14 protein-coding genes are annotated in these 15,950 nt (G+C 55.7%); all 14 read left to right on the forward strand.

What is annotated here, in order from left to right; translation table 11 throughout:
* Window positions 1-25: 25 nt before the first annotated feature.
* The 14 genes from M4I36_RS05730 to kdpB all read left to right on the forward strand — a co-directional run bounded on the left by M4I36_RS05730 (window position 26) and on the right by kdpB (window position 15,914).
* Window positions 26-847 carry an FAD binding domain-containing protein gene (locus M4I36_RS05730; protein ID WP_258110759.1) on the forward strand — a complete coding sequence of 274 codons (822 nt, stop codon included), beginning with the start codon at window positions 26-28 and terminating at the stop codon, window positions 845-847.
* A complete protein-coding gene (locus tag M4I36_RS05735) occupies window positions 844-1,338 on the forward strand; it encodes a (2Fe-2S)-binding protein (protein ID WP_308661071.1) in 495 nt (164 codons plus the stop codon). Before M4I36_RS05730 ends, M4I36_RS05735 begins: the two co-directional genes overlap by 4 nt.
* A complete protein-coding gene (locus M4I36_RS05740; RefSeq protein ID WP_258110760.1) occupies window positions 1,317-3,704 on the forward strand; it encodes a xanthine dehydrogenase family protein molybdopterin-binding subunit in 2,388 nt (795 codons plus the stop codon). Before M4I36_RS05735 ends, M4I36_RS05740 begins: the two co-directional genes overlap by 22 nt.
* Window positions 3,705-3,793: 89 nt before the next feature.
* Window positions 3,794-4,306 carry a (2Fe-2S)-binding protein gene (locus M4I36_RS05745; RefSeq protein ID WP_258110825.1) on the forward strand — a complete coding sequence of 171 codons (513 nt, stop codon included), beginning with the start codon at window positions 3,794-3,796 and terminating at the stop codon, window positions 4,304-4,306.
* A gap of 4 nt (window positions 4,307-4,310) precedes the next feature.
* Complete coding sequence (locus M4I36_RS05750) at window positions 4,311-6,659, forward strand: xanthine dehydrogenase family protein molybdopterin-binding subunit (RefSeq protein ID WP_258110761.1); 2,349 nt, start codon at window positions 4,311-4,313, stop codon at window positions 6,657-6,659.
* On the forward strand, window positions 6,656-7,519 hold the full coding sequence (locus M4I36_RS05755; RefSeq protein ID WP_258110762.1) for an FAD binding domain-containing protein: 864 nt from the start codon (window positions 6,656-6,658) through the stop codon (window positions 7,517-7,519). Before M4I36_RS05750 ends, M4I36_RS05755 begins: the two co-directional genes overlap by 4 nt.
* Window positions 7,520-7,565: 46 nt before the next feature.
* Window positions 7,566-8,129: an AAA family ATPase gene (locus M4I36_RS16690; protein WP_308661073.1), complete on the forward strand. Its 564-nt coding sequence runs from the start codon at window positions 7,566-7,568 to the stop codon at window positions 8,127-8,129.
* Window positions 8,130-8,176: 47 nt separating this feature from the next.
* A complete protein-coding gene (locus tag M4I36_RS16695) occupies window positions 8,177-8,518 on the forward strand; it encodes a MoxR family ATPase (protein ID WP_308661075.1) in 342 nt (113 codons plus the stop codon).
* A complete protein-coding gene (locus M4I36_RS05765) occupies window positions 8,515-9,756 on the forward strand; it encodes a vWA domain-containing protein (protein ID WP_258110763.1) in 1,242 nt (413 codons plus the stop codon). Before M4I36_RS16695 ends, M4I36_RS05765 begins: the two co-directional genes overlap by 4 nt.
* Window positions 9,757-9,828: 72 nt before the next feature.
* The gene (locus M4I36_RS05770; RefSeq protein ID WP_258110764.1) at window positions 9,829-10,917 is read left to right on the forward strand and encodes an XdhC family protein; all 1,089 of its coding nucleotides are present in this window, start codon (window positions 9,829-9,831) and stop codon (window positions 10,915-10,917) included.
* A complete protein-coding gene (locus M4I36_RS05775; protein ID WP_258110765.1) occupies window positions 10,914-11,537 on the forward strand; it encodes a nucleotidyltransferase family protein in 624 nt (207 codons plus the stop codon). Before M4I36_RS05770 ends, M4I36_RS05775 begins: the two co-directional genes overlap by 4 nt.
* Window positions 11,538-11,991: 454 nt before the next feature.
* Window positions 11,992-12,063, forward strand: coding sequence for a K(+)-transporting ATPase subunit F (gene kdpF, locus M4I36_RS16810; RefSeq protein ID WP_374985584.1), 72 nt, complete (start codon window positions 11,992-11,994; stop codon window positions 12,061-12,063).
* Window positions 12,064-12,087: 24 nt separating this feature from the next.
* Window positions 12,088-13,794 (forward strand): potassium-transporting ATPase subunit KdpA, encoded by a 1,707-nt coding sequence (gene kdpA / locus M4I36_RS05780; protein WP_258110766.1) that lies wholly within the window; start codon window positions 12,088-12,090, stop codon window positions 13,792-13,794.
* Between the two features lie 65 nt (window positions 13,795-13,859).
* Window positions 13,860-15,914, forward strand: a complete 2,055-nt coding sequence (gene kdpB / locus M4I36_RS05785; protein WP_258110767.1) for a potassium-transporting ATPase subunit KdpB — start codon at window positions 13,860-13,862, stop codon at window positions 15,912-15,914.
* Window positions 15,915-15,950 lie beyond the last annotated feature (36 nt).

Below are 15,950 nucleotides of genomic sequence, written 5' to 3' on the forward strand. Positions count from 1 at the left end.
AGCAAGTGAGGAAAGGATGGGACGGTTGAAACCGAATTCTTTTGCTTACTATCGACCGAACTCGGTGGCGAGTGCGCTGCAGTGCTTGGCGACACAACCGGACGCGAAAATTCTGGCCGGAGGGCAAAGTCTTGTGCCAGCCATGAATTTTCGCCTCAGTCGCCCGGCCTGTCTGATTGATATTAATGGGATTGAGGCATTAGCTCATGTAGAAGTGTGCGCAGACAAAGTAGTCCTTGGCGCACTCGTGCACCATCAACAAATCCACGAACATCCGTCCATCCGTCAGCACTTTCCGGTGCTTGCCGAGGCCGCAGGGGAAATTGGGCACTTGGCGATTCGCAATCGCGGTACCCTCGGTGGTTCCTTGGTTCATGCCGATCCCGCTTCTGAACTTCCGGCCGCCATGGTCGCGCTGCGCGCGGTGATGGAGGTGGCTGGAGTCGACGGGACGCGCAGGATACCGGCCGCCGAATTCTTTGTGGGCTGGATGACGACGGCACTCGATACGGGGGAGATGCTCGTCTCCGTCCACGTGCCACTGTCCTCGTCCAGTGTCTACGGATTTGCCGAATTTGCGCGCAGACCTGGCGATTTTGCCTACGTCGGCGCATTTGTCGAACGCGCTGCCAACGAGTCGGGCGCTGTCACCTGGTTTGGTGTGTCCGATAAACCGGAGTATCGACCGATGTCCGCGTTACCGCGCGACGCAGCCGCTCGTCAAGCCGAGTGGCAACAGCTCGCCGCCAAGTTAGAGGTTCTGGATGAACCACGGATGCGTCGGAAGTTGGCGGTCGTTTTGGCCGAGCGCGCCTATCAGAAAGTGGAGGAGGCGAAGATTGGATGAGTGACGCGGTGATATCGGCCAGCGGAAGGACTCCAGTGCGGATGGAAGTCAACGGGGTGGCCGAGACGGTCTATGTGGAACCACGTTGGTTGCTGTCGGATGTGTTGCGCCACCAGCTCGGGCTCACGGGCACTCATGTGGGCTGTGAGCAAGGCGTCTGCGGCGTATGCACGGTCTTGCTCGACGGCGTGCTGGTTCGCAGTTGTCTCCTGTTTGCGGTGCAAGTGGATGGGCATCGCGTCACCACGATTGAAGGTGTGACCCCAGACGAGGGCCTCAGTCCGATACAAGCGTCCTTTCAACGTCATCACGGACTGCAGTGCGGGTTTTGCACACCCGCGATGGTGCTGACTGCAGAAGCACTCTTGCGGACCCATCCTAATCCCAGCGAGGCGGACATTCGCGATGCGTTTTCCGGAAATATCTGCCGTTGCACGGGTTATCAATTCATTGTGGACGCCATTCGAGGATGCAGCGAGGAGGAGCGATGACGGTGCGCTTTGAACAGTCCAAACCACAATTCACCGGAGCGCGAGTCGAACGCGCGGAAGATGCGCGCCTCTTGACGGGCCGCGCCCGTTATTTGGACGATCTCGATTTTCCCGGCACACTCGAAGTGGCTTTTGTGCGGTCGACGCACGCGGCGGCTAAGCTGGTGTCGGTCCATGCCGAAGCGGCTTCGCGGATGCCCGGCGTGCGTATGGTATGGACCGCAGCGGACATCCATGTCACACTCGATAGTCCCGAGTTTGGGGTGAACCAACCCGTACTCGCGAAGGACGAGGTGCGCTACGTTGGCGAGCCCGTGGTCGCCATCTTTGCCGACTCTCGCTATGCTGCAGAGGATGCGGCGGATACCGTCGAAGTGACGTATGCAGATTTGCCTCCGGTTTTACATATTCGCGAAGCTTTGCAGGCAGAGACGCGGCGCGTCCATGCAGAGAGACCGAATGTCATGTATCACCAAGAGTATCAGACGGATGGATTTGAGGAGGCGTTTGGAAACGCTTTGCACCATCTGTCGGCGACGTTCACACTGCATCGCCAAACCGCGGTTCCGATGGAGACGCGTGGCTGCATGGCTGCTCCGGACGGCGCAACAAATCGGCTTCATGTCTACGTTTCCCACCAGTCTCCGCATGGATTTCGCGCGGATTTGTGCAAGTTTCTCGGCGTTCCGGAACATGCGGTGCGGGTCATTGTGCCGGAAGTCGGCGGGGCGTTCGGCATCAAAGCGATGTTTTATCCGGAGTACGTCGTCGTGGCCTTGGCCGCGCTGCGGTTGCGGCGCCCTGTTAAGTGGATTGCCGACCGCAGCGAGTGTCTATTGGCCGATTGTCACGCGCGAGACGGCATTCACGATGTCGACGTCGCTTTTGACGGGGATGGGCGCATTCTCGCCCTTCGCGACCATCTGATGGGGGACAGTGGCGCATATCCGGCCGTGCCGTTCTGTGGCTCCATCGGAGAGACGAGTTTGGCCGCACGGATGCTGACAGGCCCCTACAAAATACCCCATCTCTCGTTCACCATTGACTGCACGTATTCCAACAAGGCGCCGCTTGGTGCATATCGAGGCGTTTGGGGTCCGCCCGCATCGTTTGTCCAGGAGGGCGTGGTGGACCGCGTGGCGCGCGCCCTGCACAAAGACCCGGTCGCTGTGCGGCGCATCAACTTGCTACAGCCGGAAGACTTTCCGTATCGAACGGCTTCTGGATTTGTGTACGATCCGGGTTCTTACGCCGAGTCCCTAGAGACTGCTTTGGAATTAGTGGACTATGATGGTTTTCGCAAGCGGCAGCGGGAAGACCGGTCACGAGGCGTCTACCGGGGGATTGGCATTTCTGTCTTCGTAGAGCCGACGGCGATGGCTGCGTCTGAGGCGGGTGATATTCCATATGAAGCGGCGACCGTGCGCATGGAACCGACCGGAACCGTGACGGCAGCGCTCGGACTAGGCCCGAGCGGGCAAGGCCACGAAACCACGATGGCCCAGTTGATTGCGGATGAATTGGGCGTGGACGTGCGAGACGTTGTCGTGTTGCATGGTGACACGGACAGTGCTCCCTATGGGGGTGGGACGGGCGGAAGTCGCTCGGGAACCATTGGTGGCGGAGCAGCGTTGACGGCAGGGCGCAAGTTGCGCGACAAGTTGCTTGCATTGGCGGCACACCTGTTGGAGGCGGACGTCGCGGACATCGAGTTGAAAGACGGGGCCGCGCACGTGGCGGGTGTGCCTGCCCAGCGCTTGACCGTTCAGCAACTGGCAACAGCAGCGTATACGGATGTCAATCGGCTGCCAGAAGGTATGAAACCAGGGCTTGAAGTGATGGCTCGTTACCAGCCAACCAGGCCTATCACGTTTTCGAACGGAACGCATATTGCGGTTGTCGACGTGGACGTGGCGACGGGGCAGATACAGACCGTGGACTATGTTGTGGCCAATGACTGCGGGGTGCTTATCAATCCGACCATCGTCGAAGGACAGATTCACGGAGGTGTGGCCCAAGGTATTGGCGAAGCGTTGCTTGAAGAATTGAAATACGACACTGAGGGACAACTGACGACGGTCTCACTGTCCGACTATCTGCTGCCGACAACGCACGACATTCCGAACATTCGCATTCGCCACCTGGTAACGCCGTCGGAGAGCAAAGGCGGGTTTAAAGGAATGGGTGAAGGTTCGCTGATTGCTGCACCCGCAGCAGTCGTGGCGGCAGTCTCGGATGCGCTTGAACCGTTTGGCGTGATGGTGTCGTCAATGCCTGTCACACCTGACCAAGTGCTCGAATGGATTGACGCGGACCAAGAGAAAAAAGTGGATTCGGTTGACTCCAAAGTATATTTTGAGAATTGAGATTTTTTCATAGGAGGGGTAGACTGAAAGCGCATTCACACAGACACGTGCTGGAGGTGTAAGTAGTGGCGGGAAAGGCACTGAAACGGATGGTGAAGCTCGACGTCAACGGAACTTGTTACGAACGAGAATTAGAGCCGCGCGACCTTTTGGTTCACGTACTCCGCGACGAACTGGGGTTGACGGGAACGCACATTGGCTGCGATACCAGCCAGTGTGGGGCGTGTACGGTGTTGGTCGATGGAGAGGCAGTGAAATCTTGTACGATGCTCGCGGTACAGGCTGAAGGGTGTTCGGTTACAACGGTGGAAGGTCTTGGGAAAATGGGTGCCCTCCACCCCATCCAAGAAGGGTTTTGGGAAGAGCACGGGTTGCAGTGCGGATTTTGCACCCCGGGAGTCATGATGGCAGCCGTTGGTCTGTTGGCGCAGTACCGAGAGCCCACGGAAGAGCAAATTCGTGAGGGGCTCGAAGGGGTTATGTGTCGATGCACGGGTTATCAAAATATCGTTCGGGCGGTCGCTAACGCAGCGGAACGCATCAAAGCCACAGAAAGTGCGGAGATTCAGGCAGCAGTGGCGCACGTCGGGGAGAGGAGCTAGGGCGATGGCGACGGTACTCGGACAGAGGCTACGGCGCAAAGAAGACCCGCGTCTCATCACGGGCAAAGGCCAATATACGGACGATGTCCAATTGCCTGGATTGGTCTATGCTTCCATTTTACGAAGTCCGCACGCCCACGCCCGCATTCTCCGCGTGGATGCCTCCCTTGCGAGAGAGATGGATGGTGTGTTGGCCGTCTATACTGGCGAAGATTTGGAAGGCAAACTAGGGACCATTCCAACCGCATGGTTGCCACCGGATTCGGACATTCGGACGGTACCGCATTCCGCCCTCGCCGTCCATCGCGTCCGCTATGTCGGAGATGGAGTCGCTTTGGTCGTGGCGAGCAGCCGGTCCATTGCTGAGGACGCGCTCGACGTTATTTCGGTGGACTACGAGGTGTTGCCAGGCACAGCCGACCAAGAAATCGCCATGAAGCCGGATGCAGCCCAGCTTCATGAAGACGCGCCTGGCAATGTCGCTTTTCACTGGCAGGTTGGCCATGCGCCGGACGATGTCTTCGCTCATGCAGAGGTTACAGTGCGCCAGCGCATTCGCCAGCAGCGTCTGATTCCGAATCCCATGGAGCCGCGTTCGGCTGTCGCACAGTACAACGAGAGTACGGGTGACATGACCATCTGGGCGACTTCTCAAAATCCACACATTCACCGCTTCTTGCTGTCGGGCATTCTCGGCATTCCCGAACATAAAGTACGGATTGTGGCGATTGACGTGGGTGGAGGTTTCGGTGCGAAGATTGCGTGCTATCCTGACGAGGCTTTGGTCGCTTTTGCGGCTCGCGAGCTGGGTCGTCCCGTCAAATGGACCGAAAGCCGGCGCGAGCACTTTTTGGTGACGACGCACGGGCGGGATCACATCGAAGATATTGAACTGGCAGGCAATCGCGATGGAACGTTGGTGGGGATTCGCGTCAAAGTGCTCGCTAATATGGGGGCGTATCTGTCCACCGCAGCACCGGGGGTACCAACCATTCTCTTTGCGTTGATTCTGCCCGGGCCGTACACCATTCCCTATGCGGCTGCGGACGTCTACGGAGTCTTTACCAACTCCACGCCGACCGACGCGTATCGTGGTGCCGGTCGTCCCGAAGCCACCTATTTGTTGGAACGTATGGTGGATCTCTTTGCTCGTGAAATTGGGATGGACCCGGTCGAGGTGAGGCGGAAGAATCTCATTCCTCGGCACCAATTTCCATATCATAACGCGATGGGACTCGAGTATGACAGCGGCAACTACCACTTGGCACTGGACAAAGCACTCGAGATGGCTGGCTATGAAGAGTTCCGACGGGAGCAGTCGCGACTACGTGAAGAAGGCAAACTCGTTGGTATTGGCTGCACCACCTATGTGGAGATTTGTGGGCTCGGCCCGTCTCAAGTGGCAGGTGCGGTCGGTTTTCAAGGAGGGCTGTGGGAAAGTAGTCAAGTGCGGGTGCATCCGACTGGGAAAGTGACGGTCTTTACCGGATCGTCCCCGCATGGACAAGGAGAGGAAACCACCTTTGCCCAAATTGTTGCGGACCGACTGCATATACCGATGGCGGACGTAGAAATCGTCCATGGGGATACGGACCGCATCTCGATGGGGTGGGGGACTTACGGTTCTCGCTCTACACCCGTCGGCGGCAGTGCGCTCGCGGTGGCCACGGAGCGAGTGGTCGAAAAGGCGAAGAAAATAGCCGCGCACATGCTCGAAATCGGCGAGTCCGATGTGGAGTTCGACGAAGGGCGCTTTCACGCTAAAGGGGCACCGGGGCGAAGTGTCAGCTTTCAAGACGTCACACTGCAAGCCTACCTCGCCTGGAACTTACCTGCGGGCGTGGAACCCGCGTTAGAAGGGCGCGCTTTTTACGATCCGGTCAATTTCACCTACTCTTTCGGCACGCACCTGGCTTTGGTGGAAGTGGACAAAGACACGGGAGAGGTAGAACTTAAGCGCTACATCGCAGTGGATGACTGCGGCCGTGTGCTCAACCCCCTGATTGCCGAAGGACAGGTGCACGGAGGTATTGTCCAAGGCGTGGGCCAGGCGCTCTATGAGGGAGCTATCTACGATGAAGATGGACAGCTGATGACCGGAACTTTCATGGACTATGCCATGCCCAAGGCGAGGTTTTTCCCAACTTTTGAAACGGCCTTTACGGAGACACCATCGCCTCACAATCCGCTCGGTGTCAAGGGGATTGGTGAAACGGGAACTATCGCGTCCACTCCTACGGTGGTCAATGCGGTCATGGATGCATTGCAACCGTTCGGTGTTCGCGACATTCCCATGCCGCTGACGCCAGAGCGAGTTTGGGGTGCCATGCAGAAGGGAGGAATGGAAGCGTGATTCCCAGTGCATTCGACTACCGCCGTGCTTCCAGTGTGGAAGAGGCACTCTCGTTGTTGCAGTCTACAGAGGACGCCAAATTTGTCGCTGGTGGACACAGTTTATTGCCACTTATGAAGATGCGCTTCGCCAGTCCGGGAATGTTGATTGACATCCGTTCTATCCAGGAGTTGCAGTCGATTCGCCGCGACGGCAACCGAGTCGTGATTGGTGCGCTCTGCACGCATCGTCACATTGCGAACGACGAGACTATCGTACAGGCACTTCCCGCGCTGGCAGAGGCAGCTGGTCGTGTTGGTGACCTCCAGGTGCGAAATCGGGGCACGATTGGCGGCAATCTCGCGCATGCCGATCCCGCTTCCGACTTGCCCGCTCTCGCTCTGCTCTACGGTGCCACGATTCATGCTGAGGGGCCGGACGGTCCGGAAGATTATCCGGTCGAGGAGTTCTTCTTGGGACCGATGACGACTGCGCTACGACCAACTCAGTTGTTGCGTTCCGTGTCTTTTCCTGTCCCGGACAGGGGATCGGAAGTATACGAAAAATTCGCTCATCCAGCGTCTGGATATGCGGTGGTCGGAGTGGCGGCGTGGGTCGCGACGGATGCAGGAGGCATCATTCAAGACATTCGTGTCGCGTTGAACGGCGTGGGCTATTGCGCCTATCGGGCGACTTCGGTAGAGCAGGCTCTTTTTGGCCGCGAAGCGACGGAAGAGCTCTTAGAGAAAGCGTCTCATTTGGCTACGGAAGAGGTTGAGGTACTGGAAGATGTATTTGCGTCCGAGAACTATCGGCGCCACGTAGCCGCGGTGTTCACCAGGCGTGCTATCCGTCGAGCCCTGGATAAGGCAACTCGGTAGACGCGACCGGCGGCGCTCGCGTACTGGCGAGGAAGGGGGAACTTTCTTGAAGTCACCGTGGTCCAGCAGTGAAGACGTACGCATCGCTTTGGCGGAACACGGGTACATCGCCGAATCGTCTTTGGCGACCGTCCTCCATCTGGCGCTGGTATTGGAGCGCCCGCTGTTTTTGGAAGGCGAGGCGGGGGTGGGCAAGACTGAAGTGGCCAAGGTTTTGGCTTTGGCGCTGGGTCGTCCGCTCTTGCGCCTTCAATGTTACGAAGGCATCAATCGCGAGAGTGCCCTGTACGAATGGAATTACCCTCGACAACTGCTGCATCTACGCGTCGCTGAGGCGGCGCGGCAGGGTGTATCCCATGACGAGGTCAGGGATGAGAAGTGGCGCCGAGACATGGAAGAGGAACTGTTTCAGCCAGAGTTTCTGCTCAAAAGGCCGCTGCTCGCGGCCATCTTTGGGGACGGTCCGGCACCCGTTCTGCTACTCGACGAGGTAGACCGCAGTGATGAGGAGTTTGAAGCTTTCCTGCTCGAAGTACTGTCGGATTTTCAAATTTCCATTCCGGAACTTGGCACGATTCGCGCAAAGGAACGCGCCCCATCGTGCTCTTGACGTCGAATCGCACTCGCGAGGTACACGATGCCTTGAAGCGGAGGTGCATGTATCACTGGTTGAACTACCCTGACTTTGCAAAAGAATACGCGATTGTCCGTCAAAAAGTTCCAGGCTTGTCCGAAACATTGACCGCCAAAGTATGCCTCTTTGTGCAACAGCTCCGAGAGGCACCGTTATTCAAACTGCCGGGATTGGCAGAAACCATTCACTGGGCTGAGGCTCTGCATGTCTTGGCGACCACCGAATTAAGCCCGGAACGCGTCTGGGAGACGATGGGGTGTCTCATCAAATACCGAGACGATTTGGATTATTTGCGCAGTCAAAGTGACACCGAAGGACGTTCAGTCCAGCGATTGTTAGTCGATATTGGAGTGACGATGGGATGAGCCGAGAGGAAGAATCGCATCGTCTCGCATCGCCGCTTCTCGCATCCATCGATGCCAATTTGCTTTCCTTTACTCGAAGTTTGCGCCGCCTCGGTATTCCCGTCAGTGTCGACGAGGAATGGCTGGCACTGTGCGCGTGGTCGCATCTTGCACTCGACCATCCGGATGACTGCTGCGCCGGGTTGTGTTCCATATTGGTGCACCGCAAAGAACACATTCCGCTCTTCGAAGCCGCATGGCATCAGTTCCTCCTTCTTCTCCGACATCGGCATCCAGCCATTGTGGCGGAGAATACGTTGACAGCTAATATCGCACAGCTTCGTCAGAATCTCCATCGCCACCCGCAAGTGGTGTGGATGGGGGCAAAGAGGTACGATGAGAAAGCCGATTCAGCGGACGGCAACCGCGGTGCCGACCTTGCAGTGCACACGGGAGCGAGTCGACGCGCGCTGCTTCGTGATGCGGATTTTGCAAAACTGACCGAGGCAGAGCAACAGGAGATGACGTCCTTTGTCACGAAGGCAGGTTGGTGCGTGAAACCCAGTCGCCGCTTTCGAAGAAATGCGTATCGGGGTCAGTTGGACGGGCAACAGACCTTTGCACAAGCGTGTCAGCGCCAAGAGGTGTTGCGACTGTCGAGGCGGCTGCCGAGAATTCGGCAACGGCCAGTGGTGTGGATCATCGACGTCAGCGGATCGATGGAAGCATACAGTCGTCTGTATCTTCGTTTCGCTCACGCCTTGAGACGGCTTGGCGTAGCTCTGGAAGTGTTTGTGTTCAGCACGCGTCTGACACGTGTGACGGGGCTCCTTAAAGTCGCCAATCCTGACCAAGCACTGTCCCATACGTATGCGTCGACGCCAGATTTCGCCGGAGGAACCCGATTGTCGGAAACGCTGACCACATTTTACCGCGACTATGCGCGCCGTGTCCTCCGGCGGGGATCCGTTTTGCTTTTAGCGACGGACGGTTTTGAGATGGGTGACGTACGTCTCTTGGAAGATGCGTTGCACCGCTTGGCGAAACTAACGCCGCGTTTACTCTGGCTTAATCCACTGACGGTCGACCCGCGCTACACGCCGACAGCCGAAGCGGCCAAAGTGCTACTCGAGTCTTCGGATGAGATGGTGAACGCGTATTGCTGGAGTGCGCTCGAACAACTGTGGACCAAGCTTTGTACGTCGCCCGTTCGCAAGCCTACTCGGCGGCAACGGACTCATGTGGGTGTACCCACGTGAGGCAGAAGTTCTTGGTCGCTCTCCTTCTCAGGGACGTCCGTCGTGAATATCGGGGATTGCGAGGTGAGTCTCATGCAGGATATCGTGGAGCACTTGAGGTCGTGTGTTCACGAGCGCAAAACGGTCGTTTTGGCGACGATAGTCGCCACGGATGGCTCGGTCTATCGGCGTGCGGGGGCTCGTTGTCTTCTTTACCCGGATGGACGAACGATTGGAATTGTCAGTGGCGGATGTGTCGAACAAGACCTGTTAGAGCACGCCGCAAGTGTCTTTGAGTCAGGGCGGCCCAAGTTGGTGGAATACGACTTTCGCGCAGACGACGGGCAGCCGTGGGGATTGGGCCTAGGCTGTAACGGAGCACTCACGCTCTGGATTCAGCGCGTTCAGCCGAGCGCTGGGGAGCCACTTGCAGAGAAGCTCTTGGACGCACTGGAAGAACGTCTGACCCGGACTGTCCCATCGCGGTGGGCGACCGTTCTCGAGTCAAGCGACGAGGCGAAGTATCCGCTCGGGACGTTGCTGGAGCTACCTCAAGAGATAGTGCCAAACGACTCTGAAACGTGCTCTCTACAGCGTGCAGAACTTGCAGGCGTGTCTGTCCTACTGTTTGTCGAGAATCTCTCTCCGCGTCCGCGACTCGTCGTCTATGGTGCTGGAGCGGATTCCGTGCCACTGCTCCACATCGGCAAATTCTTGGGTTGGCATGTGACCTTAGTGGACCATCGAGATGCGTGGTTGGACAGGGAGGCGAATTGTCTCGCGGATGAGCGCATCTTGGTTCGGCGTGATGGTTACGGAACCGTCGCTCCGCCTGCTTCGGCAGCCGCGGTCGTGATGACTCATCACTACGAATCGGACCGTCAGATACTCGGCCATCTGCTACCACTGCAGATGCTCTATATAGGGCAACTCGGACCTCGTCACCGCACGGCACGGATGCTCTCGGAATTGGTGAGTTCCGGACAGCGACTGCTGGACGATGATTTAGAGAAACTTCACGCACCGATTGGTTTGGACGTGGGGGCCGAAACACCGGAAGAAATTGCGCTCTGTGTCAGTGCGGAAATTTTGGCTCGAAGGAACCGTCGCGATGGAGGTCCTCTGCGTCATCGCTCTGGTCCTTGGAATATGTGTTCACCGATTTTGGGTAATCGCTCATGAAGGACTCAGTGCCCATCTGGGTGGTCGTTTTGGCCGCAGGGCGCTCTCTACGTATGGGCCGCACGAAGCTCACGCTTCCTCTCGAAGACGGAACACCGATGATTCGTCACGTGGTCCAGGTGGCTCTCGGTGTGACATCGGTGAGCGGGGTGGCTCTCGTCCATCGCCCAAGCCTATTGGAAGTATGGAATTCAGTGCAGGATTTATCGGTCCACTCGGTTCCGACTGGCGAGGAAGACCCATCGATGGGCTATTCCATGCAGGAAGCTGTGCGGTTTTTACAGTCCGTGCGGGCGAGCGCGGCCGTCTTCTTGGTCGGCGACGAACCAGATGTTCAATCCGATTGGATAGAGCGAGTGGTGAGCGCGCATCGACAGACGGGAGCGAAGATGGTACAAACGCAATTTCTTGGCCGTAGAGGCCATCCCGTATTGTTTCATGCCGACTTCTTTCCTGCATTGTCGGCTGTGGTCGGGGACGAGGGTGGTCGCTCGGTACTGCGGCGGTATGTTCATCTCGTGGAATATGTGCGGGTGGATGAGCAACCTCCAGTCGATTTAGACACCCCGGAAGATTATCAACGGTATTTGCTGAGGTCTACATCAAGTCAAAGACCCTAGCATGGAAGCAGAACTGGACAGCCCGGCGATGAGCGTAGCGCTCATCGCCGGGCTGTCTCTTTTTTGTTGGTCTTTGCAGACAGGATGATTGAGTTTCGGCACAAAGTCATGATGTGTTTGAACAATCGGACAATATTAAGTGATAGCTTTGCAATTTCTAAACGGACTTTTGGTGTCTCTTCATACATTTTCAACGTTCGCGAACTCTACAATGAAGGCGATACATCGGCGAGTGCCGGAGAGTTGCAGCAGAAAGGGAGTGAAGGTGCATGGGGGATGTCCTGTCCGTGGTTTTGTTCGCTGCCGTCTTTGGCATTCTTGGATGGCTTGTTCGTGTTTTCGATAAAACTTGAGCCTCGTTGTTTACCGTATGTTTTGGTTTGGGTGTGACAAACGTCGCGCTAGGTAGGTCCTCTGTGTTTCTAATCACTTTCGGGAGGTATGTCGTGTGTGGGTGTTGGTCGTCGTTTCAGCACTGCTGGTCGCCTATCTGACGTACGTCATCTTTCATCCAGAAAAATTTTAGACCATGGAACGGGGGTGAGTGTCTGTGACCATTCAAGGTTCTTTTCAGATTCTGTCCGTCATGGCCATTCTGTTGGCGCTGGCGATTCCTTTGGGAGTTTATATCTATCGAGTCTTCACCGGTCGACGGAGCTGGTTTGAGCCCGCAGTAGCGCCAGTGGAGCGAGTTCTCTATCGGTTGATTGGTGTCGACCCAACGGTCGAAATGGATTGGAAAGCGTATATCAAGTCGCTGCTGCTGTTGAACTTCGTGATGTTGCTCTTTGCATTTCTGACATTGCGTATTATGGGACATTTACCGGTCAATCCAGACCACGTCCCCTCCATGCCGTGGGCGCTAGCCTTTAACACGGCGGCGAGTTTCACCACGAATACGGACTGGCAGAACTACGCAGGTGGCTCGCAAATGACGTATTTTGGACAGATGTTTCCGATTGTATTTCTGCAGTTCACCTCTGCGGCAACTGGTCTTGTGTCCGCTATCGCCTTTTTACGCGCATTGGCGAACAGTCGCTCAAAGAATCTCGGGAATTTCTGGGTGGATATCATTTTCGCGCTGACGAGAATTATGTTGCCCATCGCCTTTGTGTCCGCGATTGTCCTGATTGCACTTGGTGTGCCGGAAACGTTTCTTGGCTCACAGACCGCGCACACGCTTCAGGGTGCTACGCAAATCATTCACCGCGGACCCGTGGCTGCCTTGGAAGCCATCAAACAACTTGGAACCAACGGTGGTGGATTTTTTAACACGAATTCGGCGCATCCGTTTGAGAATCCGAATGCGCTCAGCAATGTTATTGAAATTCTGTTGATGGGTTTAGTATCGACCGCGTTGGTGACTACGTTTGGCATGTTTTTGAAAAATCGCAAGATGGCGATTGTACTTTACGTATTCCTGACGTCGCTGCTGCTCATCGGAGCGTTCGTCGTGTATGGAAGCGAAGCAGCTGGAAATCCCATCTTGACTCATCTACTCGGCATTCGCGGACCGAACATGGAAGGCAAAGAAGTTGCCTATGGATTGCCGTTGACGAGTATGTTTGTCAGTTCAACAACCGCTTATTCTACAGGCGCGGTCGATGCTATGCATGACAGCCTGACCCCACTCGGCAGCATGGTTCCATTCGCATTCATGATGTTCAACATGGTGTTTGGTGGGAAAGGTGTCGGTATTCTCAACATTATTTTGTTCCTTATCATCACCGTCTTTCTGTCTGGCCTGATGGTCGGGAGAACACCAGAGATTTTTGGGAAGAAGATTGAAGCGAAAGAAATTAAACTGGCAACGTTTGCGCTACTCGTGCATCCGTTCGTCATTTTGGTGCCCACTGCCATCGCCCTACTCACGAAAACTGGTGTCGCGTCTATGGGTAATCCGGGCTTTCAAGGATTTTCGGAAGTTCTGTACGCATTCACATCGGGTGCGGCGAACAACGGTTCTGCCTTTGCCGGACTCAACGGGGACACCACGTTTTACAACATCGCGATTGGTCTTGTCATGATGTTTGGTCGATATGTGTCAATCATCGCGATGCTCGCCATCGCGGGGTTGTTGACGATGAAGCCTATCATTCCGGCCAGCAGTGGAACACTCCGCACCGACACGTTTTCATTTGGCTGGGTGTTCATGGCTGTCGTGTTTATCGTAGGCGCTTTGACCTTTTTCCCGGCACTTTCGCTCGGGCCCATTGCAACACAAATTCAAATGTGGTCTCTACATTTAGCGCACTAGCGAAGCGCGTAGGGCATGGATACAGAACCTCATTTCGCAAAATTGTCTCTTGAGGAGCGTTGAACATGGGAAAAACGTCGACCAAGACCTTGTCTTCCGACATCGTCAATCGGGCATTGCTTGACTCGTTTGTCAAGCTCAATCCGAAAGTGATGTTCAAAAATCCTGTCATGTTTGTCGTCGAAGTGGGGTTTGTCATCACACTTTTGCTGTCGATGGACCCGAACATCTTTGGCGGGAACTACCACACTCGACAGCAGATGTTCAACCTCGCTGTTTGCATCATTCTGTTTTTGACGCTATTGTTCGCCAACTTTGCGGAGGCTATCGCTGAAGGCCGAGGCAAAGCTCAAGCAGAGTCGCTGCGCAAAACGAAAACAGACCTAATGGCCACAAAGAAAGGCGGCAATGGCTCCTGGGACCTAGTGCCTGCCAGTACGCTTCGCCAAGGCGACGTGGTTCGCGTGCAAGCGGGTGAATTAATTCCGACGGACGGTGAAGTCATTGCGGGCCTTGGTAGCGTGGATGAGTCGGCCATTACGGGTGAGTCTGCTCCAGTCATCCGCGGTGCGGGCGGCGACTTTAGTTCCGTCACGGGCGGCACAAAGTTGCTCTCTGACGAACTACAAATTCGGGTCACAGTCAATCCGGGCGAATCGTTTCTGGACAAGATGATAGCGCTCGTCGAAGGTGCAAGTCGGCAAAAGACGCCAAATGAGCTGGCATTATCCGTGTTGTTAGCCGGATTGACGCTGATTTTCTTGATTGTCGTGGTCACGCTAGACCCGATGGCCGGGTATGCTGGACGACTGATTAACATTGCCACTCTCATCGCGCTACTCGTCTGTCTCATTCCCACAACGATTGGCGCACTGCTGTCCGCCATCGGCATTGCCGGCATGGACCGGGTCATTCGCTTCAACATTGTCGCGAAATCCGGAAAAGCAGTCGAAGCGGCAGGGGATGTCAATACACTCATCCTCGACAAAACAGGAACAATCACCATCGGCAATCGGATGGCCAGCGAATTCGTGCCAGTGGGGCAGCATTCGCAACAAGATTTAATGAAAATAGCCGTTTTATCGTCGTTGTTTGATGAAACTCCTGAAGGAAGATCTGTTCTCCAACTAGCGCATGAGAATGGACTGGACGTGAAGCGCGAGGCATATTCAGACGCGGAGAATGTTGAATTCAGCGCGGATACACGGATGAGCGGACTTAATCTGACAGACGGTACCACCTATCGGAAAGGCGCTGTGGACGCCATCAAGACGTATGTGCAGTCGCTTGCCGGGCATATTCCTTCAGACTTGGATGCGAAGACGGAGCGCATTGCAAAAGAAGGCGGTACGCCTCTGGCGGTGGTTCACGGAAATGAGATCTACGGACTACTCTACCTCAAGGATATCGTCAAACCAGGCATGCGCGAGCGGTTTGCGGAACTTCGGAAAATGGGCATCAAAACTGTCATGTGTACGGGGGACAATCCATTGACTGCCGCCACTATTGCGTTGGAAGCGGGCGTTGATGACTATATTGCGGAAGCGAAACCGGAAGACAAAATGAGACTCATCATGGAAGAGCAGCAGCAAGGCAAACTCGTGGCCATGTCTGGCGATGGAACAAACGATGCGCCTGCGCTCGCGCAAGCGGATGTCGGTCTAGCCATGAATACAGGAACCACAGCAGCCAAAGAAGCCGGCAACATGGTTGACCTCGACTCAGACCCCACTAAATTGATTGAAGTGGTGGCTATTGGTAAACAACTTCTCATCACCCGAGGCGCCATTACGACGTTTTCCATCGCGAATGACGTGGCTAAATATTTCGCCATCATTCCGGCCATCTTTGTCGCGTTCGTACCGGAATTGAAGGTCTTGAACATTATGGACCTGAGTACGCCGCAGAGCGCCATTTTGTCAGCGCTGATTTTTAACGCGGTGATCATTCCCGCGCTCATCCCGCTCGCCATGCGCGGCGTCAAGTACCGCCCAGTCACCGCGACGACCATGTTGATTAGGAATATTCTTCTTTACGGCGTGGGCGGAGTCATTGTTCCGTTCATCGGCATTAAGCTCATCGACATGCTGATTACAGCACTCGGTATGGCACACATTTAAAATGCCCTCTGTATGAGAGGATGAACAATTTAGGAG

The sequence above is a fragment of the Alicyclobacillus sp. SP_1 genome, from assembly GCF_024706985.1.
GTDB lineage: Bacteria > Bacillota > Bacilli > Alicyclobacillales > Alicyclobacillaceae > Alicyclobacillus_I.

Excerpts from the sequence above, each read along its gene's own strand:
- M4I36_RS05735 (WP_308661071.1), top strand. The coding sequence starts at position 844 with ATGAGTGACGCGGTGATATCGGCCAGCGGAAGGACTCCAGTGCGGATG.
- M4I36_RS05740 (WP_258110760.1), top strand. The coding sequence starts at position 1,317 with ATGCAGCGAGGAGGAGCGATGACGGTGCGCTTTGAACAGTCCAAACCA.
- M4I36_RS05745 (WP_258110825.1), top strand. The coding sequence starts at position 3,794 with ATGGTGAAGCTCGACGTCAACGGAACTTGTTACGAACGAGAATTAGAG.
- M4I36_RS05750 (WP_258110761.1), top strand. The coding sequence starts at position 4,311 with ATGGCGACGGTACTCGGACAGAGGCTACGGCGCAAAGAAGACCCGCGT.
- M4I36_RS16695 (WP_308661075.1), top strand. The coding sequence starts at position 8,177 with ATGTATCACTGGTTGAACTACCCTGACTTTGCAAAAGAATACGCGATT.
- M4I36_RS05765 (WP_258110763.1), top strand. The coding sequence starts at position 8,515 with ATGAGCCGAGAGGAAGAATCGCATCGTCTCGCATCGCCGCTTCTCGCA.
- M4I36_RS05770 (WP_258110764.1), top strand. The coding sequence starts at position 9,829 with ATGCAGGATATCGTGGAGCACTTGAGGTCGTGTGTTCACGAGCGCAAA.
- M4I36_RS05775 (WP_258110765.1), top strand. The coding sequence starts at position 10,914 with ATGAAGGACTCAGTGCCCATCTGGGTGGTCGTTTTGGCCGCAGGGCGC.
- kdpB (WP_258110767.1), top strand. The coding sequence starts at position 13,860 with ATGGGAAAAACGTCGACCAAGACCTTGTCTTCCGACATCGTCAATCGG.